Source organism: Cyclobacterium sp. 1_MG-2023, from assembly GCF_030546805.1.
GTDB lineage: Bacteria > Bacteroidota > Bacteroidia > Cytophagales > Cyclobacteriaceae > Cyclobacterium.
Genome location: NZ_JAUOPC010000008.1, coordinates 190,799 through 211,139, shown reverse-complemented (window position 1 = coordinate 211,139; position 20,341 = coordinate 190,799). Strand labels below are relative to the sequence as shown.

Genomic DNA, 20,341 nt, shown 5'->3' with positions numbered 1-20,341 from the left:
CGCTACAGATGACAAGCAAAAACACAACTTTTCAATTTAGATTGAAAAGTTGTGTTTTAATGAAATGATTCAACTAAAGTAGGAAATAGTCTTCGAAAACTTTGTGTTGAAAATAAGTAAAGCGATACCAAGCCAAATGCGGTAACTGCATGTAAGTACCCGATCAAAAATGCAAAACATTATCCTGATGAAGTTAGTAAACGATTTGTTGGGGTAGGGCAAATGACATAAACCCGATAATATATCCTCAGGTAAAGGATTTGGTCATTTGTGGTGCCACTGTATCGCCATATAGCGGACATTCCATCACATTGTCCTTTTTTAATTTTAGGATCAACCCAAATGGCTAATTTGAAACTTATTGGCAAAAGACCAGTATTAATGGCGCGAGCCTCCGTTGCTGAAAGAGTAACAAACAAGATTTTAGGATTTGTGGAAACCTTTATAAGTGGGGTAACGGGGTAATTACATCCAATGTATTCCAAACAAGAGTTCGCCAATTTATTCAGAAACTGAATCAAATAAATTCAAATCCTCGACAGAAAATACAGACCATTTAAAGTATCTGTATTTTATCGTTCATAAATCGACACCCCAATTTGCACCCCTACAAAAAAAGAAAAACCCTAACTCATTGTATTTCAAATGATTTTTTTTTGGTGCAGCAGAGGAGGAGAGGGTGGAGCGTAAAGAAACTGTCCGGTGGACTGTTTTAGCGACGGGCCTGGTTGCAGGGTGGCTCCCGACGACTCAAAAAAAAACAGCCTAGCAATTTGCTAGGCTGTTTTGGTGCAGAGGAGGAGGGATTCGAACCCCCGGTACCTCGCGGTACAACGGTTTTCAAGACCGCCGCATTCGACCACTCTGCCACTCCTCTAGTTGGGTCTGATGCTTAATATTGACTCGATTAATCTTCCGATTTTACAAGCCTAAATTTTTATTATTTTCGATCACTTCTCTTTTGATGTGAATCGGAAGGCAAAGGTAGCCCTAATTCTAATTAATGCAAATGCTGAAGGGGTAAAATTTTTCTAAAAAATGCTAATTTTTTGACAATGAAGGACTTGTTTTTTTGGAGGACTTGGGGTGCAATGCCTTTTGGAGGCTTACATTGATCTCATATCCGACCAATACCAAGATGGAGGTTATCCATAGCCAAAGCATTAGTGCCAGCATGGTACCTATGGACCCATACAATTTATTGTAGCTCGCAAAATTAGTCAGGTAATAGGAGAATAAGAAAAAGCCCAAAGTAATAAGCAAGCCTGATACTACTGCTCCTGTGGAGAAAAAATTCCACTTCTTACTTACAGCAGGAGCTACCCTGAAGATGTAAGCATTGGTGATAACGAAGAGTAGCAGCAATACAAAAAACCTGAAAAAGGCCAGGGAGTAATAATATATATTGTTGGAGATGAATTCGAATTCGGAGATTTTAAAGAGCAATTCACTTCCTAATATCATGATGATAACAGCCCCACAAATGCTAAGCACCAATACCAAAACGATGCTTACAGCTATCAGTCGAGTTTGAAAAAAGCCCCTGTATTCTTTTGTACGATAAACAGCGTTAAATGCATTCATCAGTGAAATTACCCCGTTTGTGGACAAGTAAAGAGCAAAGAAAAAGCCCAGAGATAGCATGCCCTGTCGTGGTTTACTAACAATGTCCATAATGGTGGGCGCCGCCTCGTTATAAATGCTCTCCGGTAAAATATCACTCACAAATACCAGGATATTGGATGTCGTTACATCATGGAAAAAATACTGGATATAGGGGATAATGTTTAATAAAAACAACAGCATAGGAAAGAGGGCAACAGTAAAACTGAATGCCATGGCACTGGCCCGTTCAAATACATCATCTTTCTGCAAGTGATGCAAGAAAATTTTACCTACATCATATAAGTTTTGAGCAGGGTTGCCAAAATGGATAGGCTTAAGGAGCAATGCCTTATCACTTAATCGCGCTAATATGCCGTTGAGTTTTTCTTTCACTCCTTTGAATTGAAATAAGGTTTGAGAAGTTCTATAAACCTCGCAGGAGGCCTGCATGGTCTATGGGTATCTGTTTTCAAAAAGGTAAGCAATGTTTCCCCAACATGAATAAGCTCCTCTTTCTCATTAAATATTTCATAATAAAAGCGGATACGTACACCGGGCATTTCCTTGATGCTGGTTCTGATGGTCAGGTTTTCATCATACCTGCCGGGCAAAAAAAACTTGCTGTGATTTTCCAACACGGGCATCATCACCCCACTTTCTTCCATTTCACGGTAAGAATAACCAACGCTGCGAAGTGCCTCAACCCTGCCTACTTCATAATAGGTTGCATAATTGCCGTAATATACGTAACCCATTTGGTCCGTTTCTGCATATCTTACTCTTAGCTTGTGCTCTTTTATAAACATCTACTTGAAAATTTTTGCTGCGTTTAATGCGTTTTGATAGCGTCGGGCATTGATCATATGGTCCCTTAGATTGGTGGCAAATGAATGATAACCCGAAAAATCTTCTTTGGCACAGAAATACAGGTAGTTATGTGTTTGGTAATTCAGGACGGCATTCAAAGAGCTGATCTCAGGTAACACTATTGGTCCCGGGGGAAGGCCAGCATATTTGTAAGTATTGTAAGGGCTTTCTACCTCCTTGTGTACATTGAGCACCCTTTTGATGGTAAAATCCTTTAGGGCAAACAATAAAGTGGGGTCTGCCTGTAATGGAATACCTCGCTCCAATCTATTGATATAAACTCCGGCCACTATGGGGCGTTCATCTGCTTTATTTGTTTCTGATTGAACGATGGAAGCCAAAGTGGCTACTTCCAGAGGGGTCATTTGAATGGCTTCTGCTTTGGCAAGTCGCTCTTCTGTCCAGTACCTCTCGTATTCCTTATACATGCGTTCAAATAATTCCAAGGGGCTAATGGTCCAATAAACTTCATAGGTATTGGGGATAAACATGGCCATTATCGTCTGACTGTTGAAGCCATATTTTTCTACCAAAGCCTCATCCTGAATAATGGATAAGAAATCCTCTTTTCCCATCTCCAGGGTGCTGGTGATTTTCTCTGCAAGCTCTTCCTTTAACCTGATATTATTGAAGGTAATATTCACAGGGGTCTGCCTTCCGGATCGCAGTATGGTGATCAATTCTTTGTTGGAAAGCTTAGGCTGAATAATATAATGTCCCGGTTTCACCCCTCCTTCAGAATAATTCATGACCTTGGCTACAAAGCTAAAAGTAACTACCTCGTTTACAATTTCTCTATCGAGCAGTTCCTGCCTCACTTGAGAGAAAGTGCTGCCCTTAGGGATGTTTAGTACGGTAGGGTCTTCACTGTCTATCAGTACATTGGGTGAGAAGAAGGCTTGGTAAAAATAAAAACTTAAAGAAGTGAGTAGTACAGAGAATGCAACTAGTCCTACTAATAGGTATTTTCTTTTTTTGTCTGTAAGCATTGTATCTATTGACTTTCCGGCCAATTGAAGGCCATAAATTGACTCGGCTAATGGTTTAATTGAAGGTACAAATATACTATTTAATCAGCTAGATGCTTTTTATGAAAAATAAATTATATTTAAAATTGATACTAGGCTTTTATTTTGTGGTATAATTAGTTTAATTTAAGCATAATTAAAAGCAGTGTATTGGCCTGTCCAAAGCTAAGTTAAATAAAATATGGCGGCGGTATTTATTAAATTGTATCCTGAAAACCCTGATCCTAGAAAGATTAGTCAGGTGATTGATGTTTTGCAAAAAGGGGGTGTGATCATTTACCCGACCGATACAATTTATGGTATGGGTTGTGATATATTCAATCAAAAAGCCATTGAGCGGATAGGATTAATTAAGGGAGTAAAACCAAAGAAAGAACATTTTTCTTTTATTTGTTATGACCTCAGTAATATCTCTGAGTATACCAGATCACTGAGTACTCCCGTTTTTAAATTAATGAAAAAGGCACTTCCGGGGCCCTTTACATTTATATTGGCTGCGAATAATAAAGTACCTAAATTGCTAAATAGCAAAAAGAAAACAGTTGGGATAAGAGTTCCTGACCACAGTATACCACGCCTGCTCGTAAAAGAGCTGGGCCAGCCCATTTTAACCACTTCTATCCGAGATGAGGATGATGTCATTGAGTACAGCACTGATCCTGAGCTTATTTATGAAAAGTACAAGGACTTGGTGGATGTTGTCATTGATGGTGGCTATGGAAACAATGTAGCTTCCACAGTGGTGGATTGTTCCTCGGATCAAATTGAAGTTATAAGGGAAGGATTGGGGGAAATTTCGGAAATAATTTGATAATTTCTTCGTTTCTTTTGCCGGTGGCATTTCTTGGGATTAACTTTCGGGAAACCGAATAAAATGACCAAGGAAAGTAAGGTATTGACGACCGATTTATTGTATTTGCCTCCTCTGGCATATTTTGTCGCAATAAATGGAGCCAGTGAAGTTCATGTATATGCCGATGAGATACTTAGTAGGCAATCCTATGCAAACAAGGCTGAGGTACTTCTGGCCAATAAAAGGGAAACCCTCACTGTGCCGGTACATGGTTTAAGAAAGAGGCTTGCAATAAAGAATGTGAAAATAGATTACCATCAGAAATGGTTGAATGTTCACCTGAGAGGAATCAAAAGTGCTTATGGAAAATCACCATTTTTTGAGTATTTTTATGATGACTTGGAACAAATATATTTGCGAAAGCCTGAATTTTTAATAGATTTAAACTTGGAATTACTGACACTTTGTCTTAAGTTTTTACGATGGAATGTCAGTTTGGTAGTAAAGGAGAAAGAAGAGAACGGGGGCCAAGAAAACGATTTGAGGGGCTTAATTCATCCTAAGTCATTGATAGACAAGGATAAAATTTATAAACCATCGCCCTATGTGCAAATTTTTGGCGCAGACTTTGTTTCTAACCTCTCCATTGTGGATTTGTTGTTTTGTGAAGGTCCGGCAGCTAATGAAGTTTTGAACCTTTCCCGAAAATAATTGAACAATAAGTGAAAAAATTGTGTTTAAAAACAAGTTCATTTGTATTAAATTGAGATTGAAATATTACCATAATAAAGGAAAGATATAATGGAAGCAAAATTTTCAAACAGAGTAAAAGAGGTGATCTCTCTTAGCCGCGAAGAAGCTTTGCGCTTGGGTCATGATTACATCGGTACAGAACACCTCTTGTTAGGAATGATTCGTGAGGGTGAAGGTGTAGCTGTTTCCATTCTAAAGAAGTTGGGTGTGCCATTGGACGAGTTGAGAAATGCGGTGGAGCGGGCAGTAAAAGGTACGGCCAATCACAACGTGAAAAATCTTGCCAATATTCCCCTGACCAGACAATCAGAAAAAGTACTGAAAATAACTTATTTGGAAGCTAAGATTTTCAAAAGCCAATTGATAGGGACAGAACATTTATTGTTGTCAATTTTAAGGGATGAGGACAATATTGCTACGCAAATCCTTCAAAAATTTGATGCAACCTATGATACGGTCAAGGAAATGTTGGAATTTCAAACAGACCAAACCCCTAGATCTGGTACTGAAGCCGATGATCCCGATGAAGAGGGTTCTAAATTATTTGGTGCCTCAGGTGGCGCTTCCGGAAGTTCCAAAGGTACTACAGAAAAGTCCAGGACTCCCGTTTTGGATAATTTTGGAAGGGACCTTACCCGAATGGCCGAGGAAGACAAACTTGATCCAATCATAGGCAGGGAAAAAGAGATAGAAAGAGTTGCTCAAATTCTTTCCAGAAGAAAGAAAAACAACCCTATTCTAATTGGTGAACCTGGCGTGGGCAAAACAGCTATTGCCGAAGGCTTAGCCCTAAGAATTATCCAGAAAAAAGTTTCCAGGGTTTTGTTCAACAAACGAGTAGTAACGTTGGATCTTGCATCCCTTGTTGCAGGAACCAAATATAGAGGGCAGTTTGAGGAGCGTATGAAAGCCGTGATGAACGAGTTGGAAAAGTCTCCAAATGTGATCTTATTTATCGATGAGTTGCATACTATTGTTGGTGCCGGTGGGGCCAGTGGTTCTTTAGATGCCTCCAATATGTTCAAGCCGGCACTTGCCAGGGGCGAAATACAATGTATTGGTGCCACTACTTTGGATGAATACAGACAATATATTGAAAAAGATGGGGCTTTGGCCAGAAGGTTTCAAATGGTAATGGTTGATGCCACTTCACCTGAAGAAACGATTCAAATCCTTGAGAATATCAAAGATAAATATGAAGATCATCACAATGTGACCTATACACCGGAAGCCATTCAGGCTTGTGTCAATCTATCTGATCGATACATCTCTGATCGTTTCCTTCCGGATAAGGCCATTGATATATTGGATGAAGCAGGAGCCAGAGTACATATCAACAATATTCATGTCCCTGAAAATATTCTTAAACTCGAGGAAGAGGTTGAGAAAATTAAGATAGAGAAAAACAGGGTTGTAAAAAGCCAAAAATACGAAGAAGCTGCTCAACTTAGAGATAAGGAGAAAAAGCTACTGGAGCAGTTGGAAAATGCCAAAGCCAAGTGGGAAGAAGAAAGCAAGACCAAGCGTTATGCTGTTGAAGAGGACAATGTAGCTGAGGTGATTGCCATGATGACAGGCATACCTACCCGAAGAATTGCCCAAAATGAAGGAGCGAAGCTTCTGAATATGGGAGAAGAATTGAAAGGTAAGGTTGTAGGGCAAGATGATGCCATCAAGAAATTGACCAAAGCCATACAGCGGACAAGGGTTGGATTGAAAGATCCTAAGAAACCCATTGGCTCCTTTGTATTCTTAGGTCCTACAGGTGTAGGAAAAACCGAATTGGCAAAAATGCTTGCCACTTATCTGTTTGACAAGGAGGACTCGCTTGTGAGAATTGACATGTCGGAATACATGGAGAAATTCAGTGTTTCCCGATTGGTAGGAGCGCCTCCGGGCTATGTAGGATATGAGGAGGGTGGACAGCTGACAGAAAAAGTTAGAAGAAAGCCTTATTCTGTAGTCTTGCTGGATGAGATCGAAAAAGCACATCCTGATGTATTCAATATCTTATTGCAAGTATTGGACGACGGGGTTTTGACAGATGGTCTTGGCAGAAGAGTAGACTTTAGAAACACCATCATCATCATGACTTCCAATATTGGCGTTAGAGACTTAAAGGATTTTGGTGCAGGCATTGGTTTTGCCTCTAAAGCGAAAGAGGAGAATATGGACGAGGTAATGAAGTCCACCATTCAAAACGCGCTTAAAAAGGCATTTAGCCCTGAATTCTTGAATAGATTGGATGATGTAGTGATATTCAATTCGTTGAACAAGGAACATATCCATAAAATCATTGATATCAATTTAAAGAAACTGTTTGCCAGAATTACTGATCTGGGTTATACCATTGAGCTTTCAGAGAAAGCAAAAGATTTTCTCTCTGAAAAAGGATATGACAAGCAGTATGGTGCAAGACCTTTGAATAGAGCCATCCAGAAATATTTGGAAGATGCCCTTGCTGAAGAAATTCTTAAAGGAGAATTATCTGAAGGAGATGTTATTCTTGCAGATTATTCAGGAGAAGGGGATGAGCTTGAAATCAAAGTAAATAATAAAGAGAAAGCTGATTAAAATTGGTTATATATTTCGAATAGAAAAGGACAGTGATATTCACTGTCCTTTTTGTTTTTATGGCTAATTTAAATTATCTACGGGCTGATTCCACTTGAACCTTTTTGTCAGCCAAGGGGTTATTCAATATTATAATTGTCAGATAAGCAACGGTACCAAGATAAAGTTTGATCGATTTGAACCATGAGTTAAAATATTACCCCGATGAGTTTTTTTATTGAAATGCTACTGAAATTATTTTTTTTGCTTTCAATCATACCTTTTTTACTTTCTGAAAAACTTCAGAAAAGGTATGACATGAAAATTAATGCTCAGATAGAATATGCCTTGTTTTCAGGGCCCGAAAAAGTGGCACTGATAGGGGAGAAATTTATCGAAGAGACCAGCGGCATGGGCGTTTCAAGAAAAAACCCTTCCTGGATTTATGTTCACAATGACAGTGGTGGAGAGCCTGAAGTTTATATTTTAGACACCTTAGGAACTTACTTGGGTACCTTGAAAATTGAAGGGGTGGAAAATCGGGATTGGGAAGATTTAGCCATGGGTCCGGGACCCATAGATGGAGAAAACTACATTTACATAGGAGACATAGGTGATAATTTTGGCAGGGAAGAGGAGTTGATCATTTACCGGGTTCAGGAACCCGATCAGCTAGAAAGTGAAATGAGTGCAAAACCTGAAATAATTAAGCTAAGGTATCCGGATGGCCCCAAAGATTCAGAAACCTTGCTGGTGGACCCTATTAGTGGTGATCTTTATGTTTTGACCAAAAGGGAGTCTAAAAACACGCTTTATAAAGCAACGAAGGATTTATTATATGATGGAAATGCTGTTGAGCTGGAAAAAGTATTGCAATTGCCAGTTACCCTCTCTGTTGGGGGAGATATTTCTGCCGATGGCTCTCAAGTGCTGATTAAAAATTATTGGGTAATTTATTACTGGTCCAGAATGGAAGGGGAGACTTTAGAGGAAACACTTTCACGGAAAGCGGTTTTGTTGCCCTATGAGCCTGAACCACAAGGAGAAGCCATTGCCTTTGAACCGGAAGGAGAGACCTATTTTACTTTGAGTGAAAAAAAGTTACGGATAAATCCGGTTTTGTACAGATATGATAAGGCCACAGGTGGGGATTGACAGGAATCAATTTGGATAATCGATGATTTTATGTTTCTTCGATAAGGTGTTGAATTCTTAATAATGGTTTTGGTAAATATTTTAGCTGTCTGTTTTATAAATAAGTTTCTAAAAAGGGCTATTTGTGGAGAAATGATGTGTTTTTAAAAGCTTTACCATTTATCATCAGGTTTTCTCCTCCTTTTTGTATAATTTCCGCTAATAAATCATCAAATATGAAGTACACTAGAAGAGATTTTGTTAAGACCAATGCCATTGTAGGTACTGGAGCCATGATGGGTTTCAATTTTGCAGTACCAAATGTGAAACCTGCCCTGACGGGTGGCAAGCCTGTGCGTACCGCTTCTTGGCCAACTTGGCCAAAGTGGAATCCTGAGACGGATGAACCTAGGGTATTAGAAGTACTAAGGAGCGGGGTCTGGTCCAGGTCTGAAGTAGTGAAATCGTTTGAAAATAAATGGGCTAAAACTACAGGATCTAAAAGATGTGTGACTGTCGTTAACGGTACCAATGCACTTATAGCCTCATTAACACAAGCTGGCATAGGTGGTGGAGATGAAGTATTGGTTTCCTCATATACCTTTATTGCGAGTGTAGCGGCCATATTACAGACGGGTGCAATGCCTGTATTCGTAGATTCAGATCCTGAAACTTTTCAGCTTGATCCAGAAGAAATAAAGAAGAAAATCAACAGCAAAACCAGGGCAATTTTGCCGGTCCATATATTGGGTTTGCCGGCAGATATGGACAGTATCATGTCCATTGCCAAGCAAAACGACTTGATTGTTGTGGAAGATGCATGTCAAGGTTGGTTGGCGGAATATGACCATAAAAAAGTAGGGACCTTTGGCCTTGCTGGTTGTTTTAGCTTTCAGAATTCCAAAAATTTACCAATGGGAGAAGGAGGTGCCATCGTAAGCGATAATGATGAGTTTATGGACAAGTGCTTTTCTTACCATAACTATGGGTATCCTTATGGATCCTTGGTTGGGGCTGTTAACCAAGGGGCCGTTATGGCCGGAACTAAAATCAGGCTAACAGAGTATCAGGCGGCCATTGGATTGAGTCAATTGGAACGGTTGGATGATGAAACAAGGTTGAGAGAGACCAATGCAAGTTATCTTAAAGAGCAGTTGGAAGGCATTCCTGGGATTAGTACTTATGTCTTATACCCAAAAGTCAACCGAGCAGTTTTTCACCTTTTTCCTTTCCGGTTTCATACGGAAGGATTCAAGGGGCTATCCAGAGATGTATTTATAAAAGCTTTGCGAGCAGAGGGAATCCCCTGCAGTAGTGGATACACTCCTCTGAATGATAAATTGTACTTAAAAGATGCTTTTAATTCCAAAAATTACCAGCGAATGTATCAGGCGGATGAATTGGATTTTGAGAAATTTGTAGCTGAAAACCAATGTCCTATAACGGATAAGCTATGTAATGAAGAGGCCATATGGTTGTCTCAACGCATGTTACTGGGAAGCCGGACAGATATGGACGATATAGCCAATGCAATAAAAAAGATACATGAAAACGTAGAAGAATTAATTAACTATAAAGGATAATTTAATACCATAATTAAAATTGAATATACCATTGAAATCAGAAAATAAAAAAGACGGGCTTTTGGCACAAGCCTTCTATTCAGGCTTTGAATTGGCCCATGATACTTATCAGGCCATGAGTTGTGCATCAGACGGAAAAATTTATTATGTATTGTCCTCGGAGTCTGTAACCAAAGCCGGTCAACTGTACAGCTTTGATCCGGAGACTGAGAAGATAGAAAGGTTGGCTGATCTTTCGGAGGCTTGCGGAGAAGGGGATAGCAATACCTTGCCACAAGGAAAAAGTCACGTTCCTTTTTTTGAAAAAGGTGGCAAATTGTATTTCGGAACCCATATTGGTGTTTATGAAATGATTGATGATATGGAGCGACTTCCCGTCAATCCAATGGATGGGGTCGCACCTTATTTGGGAGGACATTTCTTGAGTTTTGATATGAAGACCAAGGAGATAGAAGATCTTGGGATTGTTCCAGATGGAGAAGGGGTGTTAACCATGACCATGGACACCAAGCGAAACCAGGTTTATGCACTTACATGGCCGACCGGTAATTTTCTACATTTGGATTTGAATACTTTGGAACTTAAGAATTTCGGCCCAATTTCTGAAAAAGGTGAAGCAGGGATTGTAGGAGAGGACTATAGGGTTTTGTGCAGGTCTTTATTGGTTAATCCCGAGACCGGCGATCTGTATTATACTACATCTAAAGGAGATATTTTTAGTTATAATCCCGAGAAAGAAGAGGGGCCTTCAAGGCTGCTTGACGTTCATATGAGAAGAGATTATTTTGGTGAGTATGATCCTAAAGTTCCCGGAAATATGGGCTACAATTGGAGAAGAATATTCTGGCATGAGGAAGATAATGTGGCGTATGGAATTCATGGTAATTCAAATTACCTTTTTAAATTTGACCCGAAAAATGCTAAAATTGAACTACTGGACAGGCTTTCTTCCCTTCCTTCTAAAAGAATGGGTATGTTTGATCAGTTCAGCTATGGTTATCTGGGCTTTGACTTGGGACCGGACAAAGAAACATTGTATTACCTTACAGGAGGTCCATTAAGTGATAGACCGCCCATTGATGGAGCTAAGAAGATTGCCAAAGGCGCGGCCAAAGAGCTGGAGAATTTACATCTGGTAACCTACCATTTACCTACAGACACTTACAAGGATCATGGCCCGGCTTTTTATGAAGATGGAAGCATCCCTACTTATGTAAATGCCATAGCCATTGATAAAAATAAAAATGTTTACACCATGGCAAGAATGCAAATGCCATTTGGAGAAATTCAGGATTTGGTGAAAATTCACTATCCTAAATCATAAAAAGATAAAAAAAAGGAGCCTGAAATTAGGCTCCTTTTTAATTATTTACTTTTTGAACTCATTTTTAATTTTATCAGTCCTCCTTTGACAAGGTCTTCATGCCTTATCCCGATACCTTCGATCGTTTGACCATTGTAGGTTTTCTGAGAAAGATAATAATTGCTCGGTCCATTGTTTTCCGCCTGAATGGTGATTGACTTTCCGGGATAGTATTCTTCATTCAAGTGAATTACGGCTTTGTCAAAGATGGGGCTTCCCAACTCATAGATAGGGTTTTCTTCGGTGCCGGCATTCATCTGAAACAATCCCAGTTTCATCAACACGGCCAAAGAACCCATAAGTCCTTGGTCTTCATCTCCATTGAAACCGCTTTCGGGAGATAGCCCAGAAAATGCCGCCTCCAATACTTTTCTTGACCAATATTGTGTGAGATCAGGCCGGTCCAAATAATTGAATATAAAAGCAGTTTGGATGGAAGGTTGATTTCCATAATTAATAGGAATCCTACGGTATTCAGGATGTGTTTCTACAGAATGGGAGGTGCCCGATGTAAAGCCCAGTTTTTCAGCTTGTTCAAATTGTTCATTCAGTCGAGCAGCAGCTTTTTCTTTTCCGCCCATTAGGCCGGCCAAACCTTCAATATCATGGGGTACAAACCAAGTGAATTGAGCTCCATTGGCCTCTACATAACCTTTGGCATAGTTGTAAGGATCAAAGGGGTTGGCCCACTTTCCATCCACATTCTTAGGCCTGATCCACCCACTTTCCGCATCGTAGAGGTTTTTGTAATTTCTTGAACGCGCCAAAAAATTATCAGCATCCTCTTTTTTACCTAAAGCAAGGGCGAGTTGCGCAAGGGTCCAGTCCTGATAACTGTACTCCAAAGTTTGTCCGGCACCTTGTTCATGTCCTCCAAAACGGCCTCTTGGGTTAGGGTAAGGGACGTAGCCCATTTTTATATAGTCTTCCACATTACCTCCTTTAGCAGTTTTGTGCTCATAACCTGACCTACTCATCATTCCCCCGGGCATATGGTTTTTACGGAGTCCCTCGTATGCCATGTCAATATCAAATCCTCTGATTCCTTTTTGGTAAAGTCCTACAAACAGTGGAGTGCTGGATGCACCTGTCATTACATAGGTGTAATTGCCTCCTGAGGGTCCGCGTGGAATCAAACCTCCATCTTGGTAATATTGAAGCAAACTGTTGGCAAATTCTTCCGCTATTTCCGGATATACCAAACCCCACAAAACATTAATGGTCCACTGAGCACCCCAAAAAGAATCGGAATTAAAGTGTCTGAATAGAGGCTTTCCCTTGTCATCAACTGGCAATTGACCAACCCTGAAAGATGCGCCGGTATTGTCTGGGTAAGCACCATTGACATCACTTATGGTTCTTCTTCCTTGAAGAGATTTCCATAGATCTGTATAAAAACGCCTTTGTTGGGTTACTGTATTGCCTTCTACTTCAATACGTCCCAGAAGTTCATTCCAAACCTCTTGGGTTTCCTTGACCACCTTGTTAAAATCCCAATGGGGAAGTTCTTCTTTCTTATTTAGGGCCGCATTTTCAGCCTTTGTATAAGAAAGTGCTACCTTCATTTGTAAAGGCTTCCCCTTACTTTTTCCAAAGCTCACTATTTTATGTGGAGAATCTTCAGACTCCACCCAATCCACTATCGGTTGATCAAACTCGACTTGGAAATAAACAGTCAAAGTGTTGGGCCTTCTGGAGGTAGGCGAATTGGTAACTTGTCCTTCCAGTATATAAGGTGAAATTTGTTTTAAACTTCCATTGATCATTTTACTGGGCCCTAATATTCCTTCTAAATGGAATAAAACCGCCTGATTTTTACCTTCAGGGAAGGTGTATTTATGTAAGCCTACACGATGGGTAGCTGTTAGTTCCGCAGAAATACCATAGCGTTTTAGAAAGACTTTGTGATAACCTGGCTTTATGGTTTCCAAGTCCCTGTCATAAGTTGAGTAATAGTCTGTCAACAGATTCTCAGGAGCTGCATCAAAACTGACAGGCATCACGGAAACACCAGACATTTGCCAAGCATGAATATGACTGAAACCTTTTACAGTATCCGAATTATACCTGTAACCACTTCCCCAAGCACCGTCAATTTTGTGATCAGGGCTTAAGTTAACCATTCCAAAAGGTCTGGTAGCGGCACTAAAATAAAACCATCTTGAGTTAGCAGCATCCAAAAGAGGATAGACTTTGTCAATAGGTTTAGGATCTGGGTTTAATTGGAATCCCATGGATGGGATTACCAATACGAATGTTAATAAATTGACTATAAGTTTTAGCATATTGATAGCTATTGTTTTTTAGAAAGTGCCAATTGCCAGTTCCAACTGTCTCTTAGCGCTTCCTCCAAATTGAATCGGGCTTTCCAGTTTAATTCATCGTTGATTTTTGCTGTATCAGCCCAGACTTTTACCACGTCACCAGGTCTTCTGGGTCCTATTTTATAATTGAGGGGTTTACCACTTACTTTTTCAAAGGCTTTGATCACATCCATTACTGTGTTTCCATTACCGGTTCCCACATTGAAAATGTCATAAAAAGGGGCTTCTTTTTCTTTGAGATGCGAAATGGCTTTTACATGTGCTTCTGCCAAATCCATCACATGAATATAATCCCTTACACAAGTACCGTCAGGGGTGTCGTAATCATCTCCGAACACAGTTAATTCTTTCCTTATTCCTACACCTGTTTGGGTTACAAAAGGAACGAGATTAGAGGGAACTCCCAAAGGTAATTCACCTATTTCAGATGAAGTGTGTGCACCAATTGGGTTGAAATACCTCAAGGCAATAGCGGATAAGGCAACCTTACTATTTACTTGGTCCACTAGGATGTCTTCACAGATCTTTTTGGTATTTCCATAAGGGCTTTCTGCTTTTTTCCTTGGTGTGGACTCCTTGACGGGGAGTTTGTCGGGCTGACCATATACAGTGCAGGAAGAAGAGAACACCAGGTTTTCCACATTGTGTTTATTCATGGTTTCCAAAAGGACCACCAAACTGCTGATATTGTTGTGATAATATTTTAATGGAAGCATTGAGCTCTCACCTACAGCCTTGAAGGCAGCAAAGTGTATCACTCCTGAAAGTTTATTTTCAGAAAAAATGCGGTCCATTAAAGCAGCATCGTTACAGTCTCCTTCGTAGCAAGGAATGTGCTGACCTGTGATTTTTTTTAATCCTTCTAAAGCACTTTTTTCTGAGTTTGAAAAATCATCGATGATGATGGGCTGGTAGCCGGCTTCCAAAAGAGCCACCGCCGTATGGGAACCTATATATCCGGCCCCACCAGTTATTAAAATATTTTCCATTCTCAAATATAAAGTTTTATCCTATTCATAGAAAGAAATCAAACTTAATATATTATGTGATGATTGATCAATAAATTATTCATGCCAAAGGAGGAAACACCAGAGGATGCATTGATACAGCTATGCTTTGCTTCGATGTATGCATACAGAGAGGGTTGGTAGGCTTCATTTGCCTAAGGATTTAGCATGCTTGAAGGAAGGAAATCAGTTGATATGATTCGGAGTCTAAAAATGATTTCGGTTTTACTTTAGGAGGAAAATAGAAATGAGGAGAGAATTCTGCGGTTTGAAAATATAGCAAATCGCAGGTTTAATAGGTGGGGTTTGCTCTTCTCTTGGCTTGGGTGTATTGGAATTAATTCGGAGAATTCTCTAATGGTTTTGGTGTTTGTTTTGGGGTGTCAATAAGTTTCTCTACCTTTGCAGGCTGAAAGGAGGTGTAATTATATGATCGTAGTAAACGTAAAAGAGAACGAATCTATCGAAAAAGCGCTAAAGCGTTTCAAGAAGAAGTTTGACAAAACTGGAGTCATCCGTGAATTGAGAAGCAGACAGGCTTTTGAAAAACCTTCTATCACTAGAAGAACAGAAGTAATTAAAGCAGCTTACAAGCAACGCATGCAAGAAGAAGAAGGTAAATAAGAAAACCTTTCTTTTTCAGAAAATATTGAGCATATTGATGTTTTATAAGACATCAATATGCTTTTTTCATTTATCAGCTATCTTGAACACGAGAAAAGAGTAAGTCGGCATACGATTTTGGCTTACCAAAAAGACTTGGACCAGTTTATGGAATTCATAAACACGGCTTTTGGTATGGCTCATCCTGAAGAGGCAGGTCATGCAGAAATTAGGTCTTGGATGGTTGACCTTATTGAAGAAGGACTAGAAGTCGCTACAGTCAACAGAAAAATGGCCACCTTACGGTCATTTTATAAATTTTTATTGCGGTCTGAGATTATCAGCAAAGACCCTACTTTTAAAATCCGCTCCTTAAAAAAGGGGAGAGCCCTGCCCGCATTTATTCAGGAAAAGGAAATACAGACTTTATTAGAAGAAAATAATTTTGCTTTAGATTTTGAAGGGCAGCGGGATCGGATGGTCATGCAATCCCTGTATCTTACCGGAATCAGATTGTCTGAATTAATTGGTTTGAGGTGGTCTTCCGTGGACCTTAGTCAGTTACAAATAAAGGTCTTAGGGAAAGGTAAAAAATTTAGAATAATACCAATTTCCGGTAGCCTAAGGGTCGCTATTCTACAGTATAGAAAAGTTTTTGAAGATAGTTTTTCTATTCAAAACGAAAATGATTTTTTTATCGTTAAATCAAATAGAGAGCAGGCTTACCCAATGATGATTTATCGAATAGTAAAGAAATATTTAAATCTTTTTGTCCGAAATACCAAAGGTAGCCCTCACCTTATGAGGCATACCTTTGCCACCCATTTGCTTAATAAAGGAGCAGACTTAAACGCTGTCAAAGATCTTCTGGGCCATGCAAGTCTTGCTGCAACCCAGGTTTATACTCATAATTCTATTGAGAAACTTAAGGCTGTGTATGAACAAGCACATCCTAAAGCTTAAATTAAAGTTTAACTTTTAAACGTTTATTATTATGAAATTACAAATGCATTCAATTCGTTTCGTTGCTGATCAGAAATTGATCGATTTTATCCAGAGAAAAGCGGATAAACTCGACACTTATTTTGATCAAATCATAGATGGAGAAGTGTTTATGAGGTTGGATAAAAATGATAAGAGTGAAAATAAAATCGTTGAAATCAAACTGAATGTACCCGGAAAACAATTTTTTGCAAAAAGTCAAAATGACTCTTTTGAAGCTGCTGCCGACGACTCAATAGAAGCCCTTAGAAGGCAAATTAAAAAGCACAAGGAAAAGCTTGTTCTGGCCAAACAATAATTAATTGGTCATTCATTTAATATAAAGAAAGGGTTGCTTATGGCAACCCTTTCTTATTTTATTCAGGAGATCGATCTATCCAATAATATTTTTTCCCCCATTTTATTTTCTCCTCAGCTGTGTTGCCATTAATGATGGCCATTATCATCTCGTTAATGTATTTAGGATCCCAGTTTACACTGATTATCTCACTTTGGGGAAATCTGTTTTCCAAATTTTTTAGATTGGGTTCGTCACAAATGATGTAAGCATAATTTTCAGGAACCTCCTCAATGGAAGCAAATGTCTTCATTTTATAATCGGGTCCTAGTCCTATTCTAATTTTACTGGCATAGTGAAGGTTCCCCAAGAAGGCTATTTTACTGTTTTTAGGGATCGTATGGTTTTTAAAATAGGACTGAACCTGTCTCCCTTGGTTGGGTATGGACAAGGGGTGAGTAATGATAGAGACGGATAGAAATAGCATTAAAATGGAAAGTCCCAGTGTCTGTAAGGGCTGATCAAGCTTTCCGGATGACTTCCATAAAAACAAGCTTAGAGCCAGTGCGATAAACCATAGAATAAAGATCCAATAAGGCCCACCTAAACCTAAATGGGCAAAAAGGGCCACGGCCAATACCAGCCAATTAATGGTCAAAAATAACCTGCTCCACACTTTCATACCCTTGTTTGGAGCAGGGTTTTGTGTGACCAATATACCGGCCAATAAGACGGCAGCCATGGGGGTCACCGGAAGGAGGTAGCGCTCATAGAAAGTGGATACCATAGCAGTCATGGCGATAATGGATAAAACCCAAACAACTGCAAAGCCATAGATTGCTTTGTTTTGATCAAAAGTGGCTTTAAATCCAGCCACAACTCCTTTCAGCCGCAAGCCGATCCAAGGAATAAAAAGTAACACCATTAAGAGGACTGCAAATACAAAATGTCTCACAATCATCCATATCCTACTTCCCACACGCATGCCGACCTGATCTTCAATAAAAGAATCGAGATAAACAGGGCCAAATTTCAAATACATGGCAATAAACCAAAATAGGGCAATAAATAAACCAATCCCAATGGCGGGGAGATACAAAAGTTTGGTGATTTTAATGCGGTTCCAGGGATTAAATAGCATATAAGCCATGGCCACAAAGCCCAAGGCTGCTGCCGGTAACCCTTTGGTTTCAAAGGCAAAAGCCAATCCTAAATAAAAATACCAAAGGTATCTTTTAGGACTGTCATTACCATATTTTAATAATCCGGTAACCCCTAGGGCTGCCAGTGTCATAAAAAAGGCCAGCAAAATGTCAGGAATAGACCGAGTGCTACTAAAAATAATAATAGGATGCGTGGCAATTATCCAAGCAGACCAGATAGGAAGCTTAGGGTTTTTGCCAATTATTTTTGCAATCTGATATACCAAAGGGATGATTCCGGCACCGAATAATAAGAACAGTATTCTTGAAGAGTAGGCCGCAACACCTAGGGTTTTAAAGCCTGCAAGAACAAACCAATAGGTTAAAATCGGTTTTTTAAACCTTAATTCACCATTTCCTAGATATGTCGTAAGAAAGTCTCCATTTTGCATCATCCGGATAGCCGCATCAGTATAATACATCTCATCCGGATAGTGTAAATGAAAGTCTAAAGCGAATGGGCCAACCAAGACCAGAAAGGCGATCATGGGAAAGCTATAGGAATTAATCCATTCTGGAGTCTTATTCATAGCTAAAAATTGATAAGAAGTAAAATTAAAAAAATTAAACGCTTGTATGGGCTATTCTAATCAAAAGTACTTTGAAAATTTTTGATCGGCATATAATTTTTTTTGATGAGGGGGCGGTTTTGGACTATATACGTGGATGTCGTGTGCGCCTGAAGATAGCAGTATTGTGACCTCTTTTGGCCACAATACTGCTGGTTTAATGGATACGCCTGTTGAGGCGCAGTTTTACATCTATCAAATCAAATGAATCATAATTTCTAGGCTAGATGCGTTTTTCGAGTACCTAAAGGGTTTGGTAGGTGAACTATAATTTGATCCTCTTACCCTTTTCGGCTGATTTCAAAATGGCTTCTACTATTTTAATATCCCGAAGCCCTTCTTCTCCGGGTACCATAGGAGCTTTGTTTTCTATAATGGCCAAGGCATCATCATCCATTTGTTTGGTTTGCTGCCATGGAACCTCATAGCTATGATTGATTTTACCCAATGGACTTTCTCCTTTAGCTCCTCCATAACTGGAATAAGGCTTTAAGTTGATATCTCCTTTTTCACATTCTACTGTCATAAAGTTGGTTCCTTCTGCAAATGTGGTTCTAATGTCGGCAAATACTCCACCGGGAAACTCCAGTTTTGCTGTTACCTCATCCGCAAGCCCATCTTTATAGATTTCCGGTCTGGTGGAGATTGCTTTGGCGGAATGTACAGCTATGGGTTCCATATTGGTTCCCAATCGTGCGCCTTGGATGGCATACACACCCATGTCATAAATTACCCCGCCTCCCATTTCTTTTTTCTGTTTCCAATGGTCGGTTCTGTTTTCTCTATAGCCGGCTTCACAGTTCACATATTTTACCTTGCCTAGCTTTTCTTCCTTTATAATTGACCGATACTCTTGGGTATTTGGTTCGTGATGTAAACGGTAACCGATCGTAAGCTGTACATTATTCTTCTTACAGGAATTGATCATGTTTTGGCATTCTTTGCTTGTAACAGCCATGGGCTTTTCGCACCATACATGTTTACCTGCATTGCTTGCCCTAACCACATATTCCTCATGCATAGATGGTGGAAGTACCACATAAACAACGTCTATATCGGGGTTGTCAGCAATGGAATCAAAATTTTCGTAGTTGTATATATTTTTTTCAGGAATCTGGTATTTTTCTTTCCAAGCAACAGCCTTTGAAGGAGTTCCTGTGACAATCCCTGCCAGGTAACATTGTTCCGTCTGCTGTAAAGCAGGTGCCAATAAGTCGGTGCTATAATAGCCTAAGCCTACAAGTGCTACGCCGAGTTTTCTTTTCTTTTCGGAAGCCAGCAAATGGTAAGGATTCATCAAAGCCAAACTACTGCCTAAGGCAAGTGATTTAAGGGCATTTCTTCTGGATTGAAAGTTCATTGGTTTCGGTATTTTGTATGGGTTAAAATCTAATTGAAAAGAAAAGACAATCTGACATAACTGTATTTTTCTTTTATGAATAAAAAAACGAAAGTAACTCCATTTAATGAAATAATGGGATCTTTCTTAATAGAAATCTATTCTATTGTGTATTGCTATTTTAAGTTATCATAGCACTCGTTTTGGATTAAATATAGGCAAATTTGTCTTCCCCTCAAAAAGAATACTAAGCTGTTTATATTAAAAATAATGATTTTTTAATAATAGGTTTTAAGGCTTCCATTTGCCATAGCTTTTAAAAAGCCTTAATTTCGTCCA

The 20,341-nt window shown here is 39.4% G+C and carries 16 protein-coding genes and 1 tRNA gene; 9 read left to right on the top strand and 8 right to left on the bottom strand.

Annotation, left to right across the window (positions count from 1 at the left end):
- Nucleotides 1–792: 792 nt before the first annotated feature.
- The 4 genes from Q4534_RS14460 to mltG all read right to left on the bottom strand — a co-directional run bounded on the left by Q4534_RS14460 (nucleotide 793) and on the right by mltG (nucleotide 3,461).
- Nucleotides 793–877 (bottom strand) — tRNA-Ser (locus Q4534_RS14460).
- Between the two features lie 164 nt (nucleotides 878–1,041).
- A complete protein-coding gene (locus Q4534_RS14455) occupies nucleotides 1,042–1,998 on the bottom strand; it encodes a YihY/virulence factor BrkB family protein (RefSeq protein ID WP_303613861.1) in 957 nt (318 codons plus the stop codon).
- Entirely contained in the window at nucleotides 1,995–2,411 is a 417-nt protein-coding gene (locus Q4534_RS14450; RefSeq protein WP_303613860.1) for a thioesterase family protein, read from the bottom strand. The genes Q4534_RS14455 and Q4534_RS14450 overlap by 4 nt, the downstream gene beginning before the upstream one ends.
- The gene (gene mltG / locus Q4534_RS14445; protein ID WP_303613859.1) at nucleotides 2,412–3,461 is read right to left on the bottom strand and encodes an endolytic transglycosylase MltG; all 1,050 of its coding nucleotides are present in this window, start codon (nucleotides 3,459–3,461) and stop codon (nucleotides 2,412–2,414) included.
- 220 nt (nucleotides 3,462–3,681) lie between these two features.
- Here mltG and Q4534_RS14440 point away from each other — a divergent pair, with 220 nt between their 5' ends.
- The 6 genes from Q4534_RS14440 to Q4534_RS14415 all read left to right on the top strand — a co-directional run bounded on the left by Q4534_RS14440 (nucleotide 3,682) and on the right by Q4534_RS14415 (nucleotide 11,640).
- The gene (locus Q4534_RS14440) at nucleotides 3,682–4,311 is read left to right on the top strand and encodes an L-threonylcarbamoyladenylate synthase (protein WP_303613858.1); all 630 of its coding nucleotides are present in this window, start codon (nucleotides 3,682–3,684) and stop codon (nucleotides 4,309–4,311) included.
- A 63-nt stretch (nucleotides 4,312–4,374) separates the two neighbouring features.
- A complete protein-coding gene (locus Q4534_RS14435; protein ID WP_303613857.1) occupies nucleotides 4,375–5,004 on the top strand; it encodes a WbqC family protein in 630 nt (209 codons plus the stop codon).
- A gap of 90 nt (nucleotides 5,005–5,094) precedes the next feature.
- Nucleotides 5,095–7,620: an ATP-dependent Clp protease ATP-binding subunit gene (locus tag Q4534_RS14430; RefSeq protein WP_303613856.1), complete on the top strand. Its 2,526-nt coding sequence runs from the start codon at nucleotides 5,095–5,097 to the stop codon at nucleotides 7,618–7,620.
- Nucleotides 7,621–7,824: 204 nt separating this feature from the next.
- Nucleotides 7,825–8,754 (top strand): hypothetical protein, encoded by a 930-nt coding sequence (locus Q4534_RS14425; RefSeq protein WP_303613855.1) that lies wholly within the window; start codon nucleotides 7,825–7,827, stop codon nucleotides 8,752–8,754.
- A gap of 215 nt (nucleotides 8,755–8,969) precedes the next feature.
- Nucleotides 8,970–10,316, top strand: coding sequence for a DegT/DnrJ/EryC1/StrS aminotransferase family protein (locus Q4534_RS14420; RefSeq protein WP_303613854.1), 1,347 nt, complete (start codon nucleotides 8,970–8,972; stop codon nucleotides 10,314–10,316).
- 31 nt (nucleotides 10,317–10,347) lie between these two features.
- Nucleotides 10,348–11,640: a hypothetical protein gene (locus tag Q4534_RS14415; RefSeq protein ID WP_303613853.1), complete on the top strand. Its 1,293-nt coding sequence runs from the start codon at nucleotides 10,348–10,350 to the stop codon at nucleotides 11,638–11,640.
- Between the two features lie 41 nt (nucleotides 11,641–11,681).
- Here the strand turns inward: Q4534_RS14415 and Q4534_RS14410 are convergent, their stop codons facing one another.
- Nucleotides 11,682–13,964: a GH92 family glycosyl hydrolase gene (locus Q4534_RS14410; RefSeq protein WP_303613852.1), complete on the bottom strand. Its 2,283-nt coding sequence runs from the start codon at nucleotides 13,962–13,964 to the stop codon at nucleotides 11,682–11,684.
- Nucleotides 13,965–13,972: 8 nt separating this feature from the next.
- Nucleotides 13,973–14,992 carry a UDP-glucose 4-epimerase GalE gene (gene galE, locus Q4534_RS14405; RefSeq protein ID WP_303613851.1) on the bottom strand — a complete coding sequence of 340 codons (1,020 nt, stop codon included), beginning with the start codon at nucleotides 14,990–14,992 and terminating at the stop codon, nucleotides 13,973–13,975.
- A gap of 447 nt (nucleotides 14,993–15,439) precedes the next feature.
- Between galE and rpsU the strand changes: the two genes are divergently transcribed.
- The 3 genes from rpsU to hpf are packed head-to-tail and all read left to right on the top strand — an operon-like array spanning nucleotide 15,440 to nucleotide 16,913.
- Entirely contained in the window at nucleotides 15,440–15,634 is a 195-nt protein-coding gene (gene rpsU, locus Q4534_RS14400; RefSeq protein ID WP_014020953.1) for a 30S ribosomal protein S21, read from the top strand.
- Between the two features lie 57 nt (nucleotides 15,635–15,691).
- Nucleotides 15,692–16,576, top strand: a complete 885-nt coding sequence (locus tag Q4534_RS14395; RefSeq protein WP_303613850.1) for a tyrosine-type recombinase/integrase — start codon at nucleotides 15,692–15,694, stop codon at nucleotides 16,574–16,576.
- Nucleotides 16,577–16,607: 31 nt separating this feature from the next.
- Nucleotides 16,608–16,913, top strand: a complete 306-nt coding sequence (gene hpf / locus Q4534_RS14390) for a ribosome hibernation-promoting factor, HPF/YfiA family (RefSeq protein ID WP_303613849.1) — start codon at nucleotides 16,608–16,610, stop codon at nucleotides 16,911–16,913.
- 58 nt (nucleotides 16,914–16,971) lie between these two features.
- Here the strand turns inward: hpf and Q4534_RS14385 are convergent, their stop codons facing one another.
- Nucleotides 16,972–18,624, bottom strand: a complete 1,653-nt coding sequence (locus tag Q4534_RS14385) for a glycosyltransferase family 39 protein (protein ID WP_303613848.1) — start codon at nucleotides 18,622–18,624, stop codon at nucleotides 16,972–16,974.
- Between the two features lie 304 nt (nucleotides 18,625–18,928).
- Nucleotides 18,929–20,023: a Gfo/Idh/MocA family protein gene (locus tag Q4534_RS14380; protein ID WP_303613847.1), complete on the bottom strand. Its 1,095-nt coding sequence runs from the start codon at nucleotides 20,021–20,023 to the stop codon at nucleotides 18,929–18,931.
- Nucleotides 20,024–20,341 lie beyond the last annotated feature (318 nt).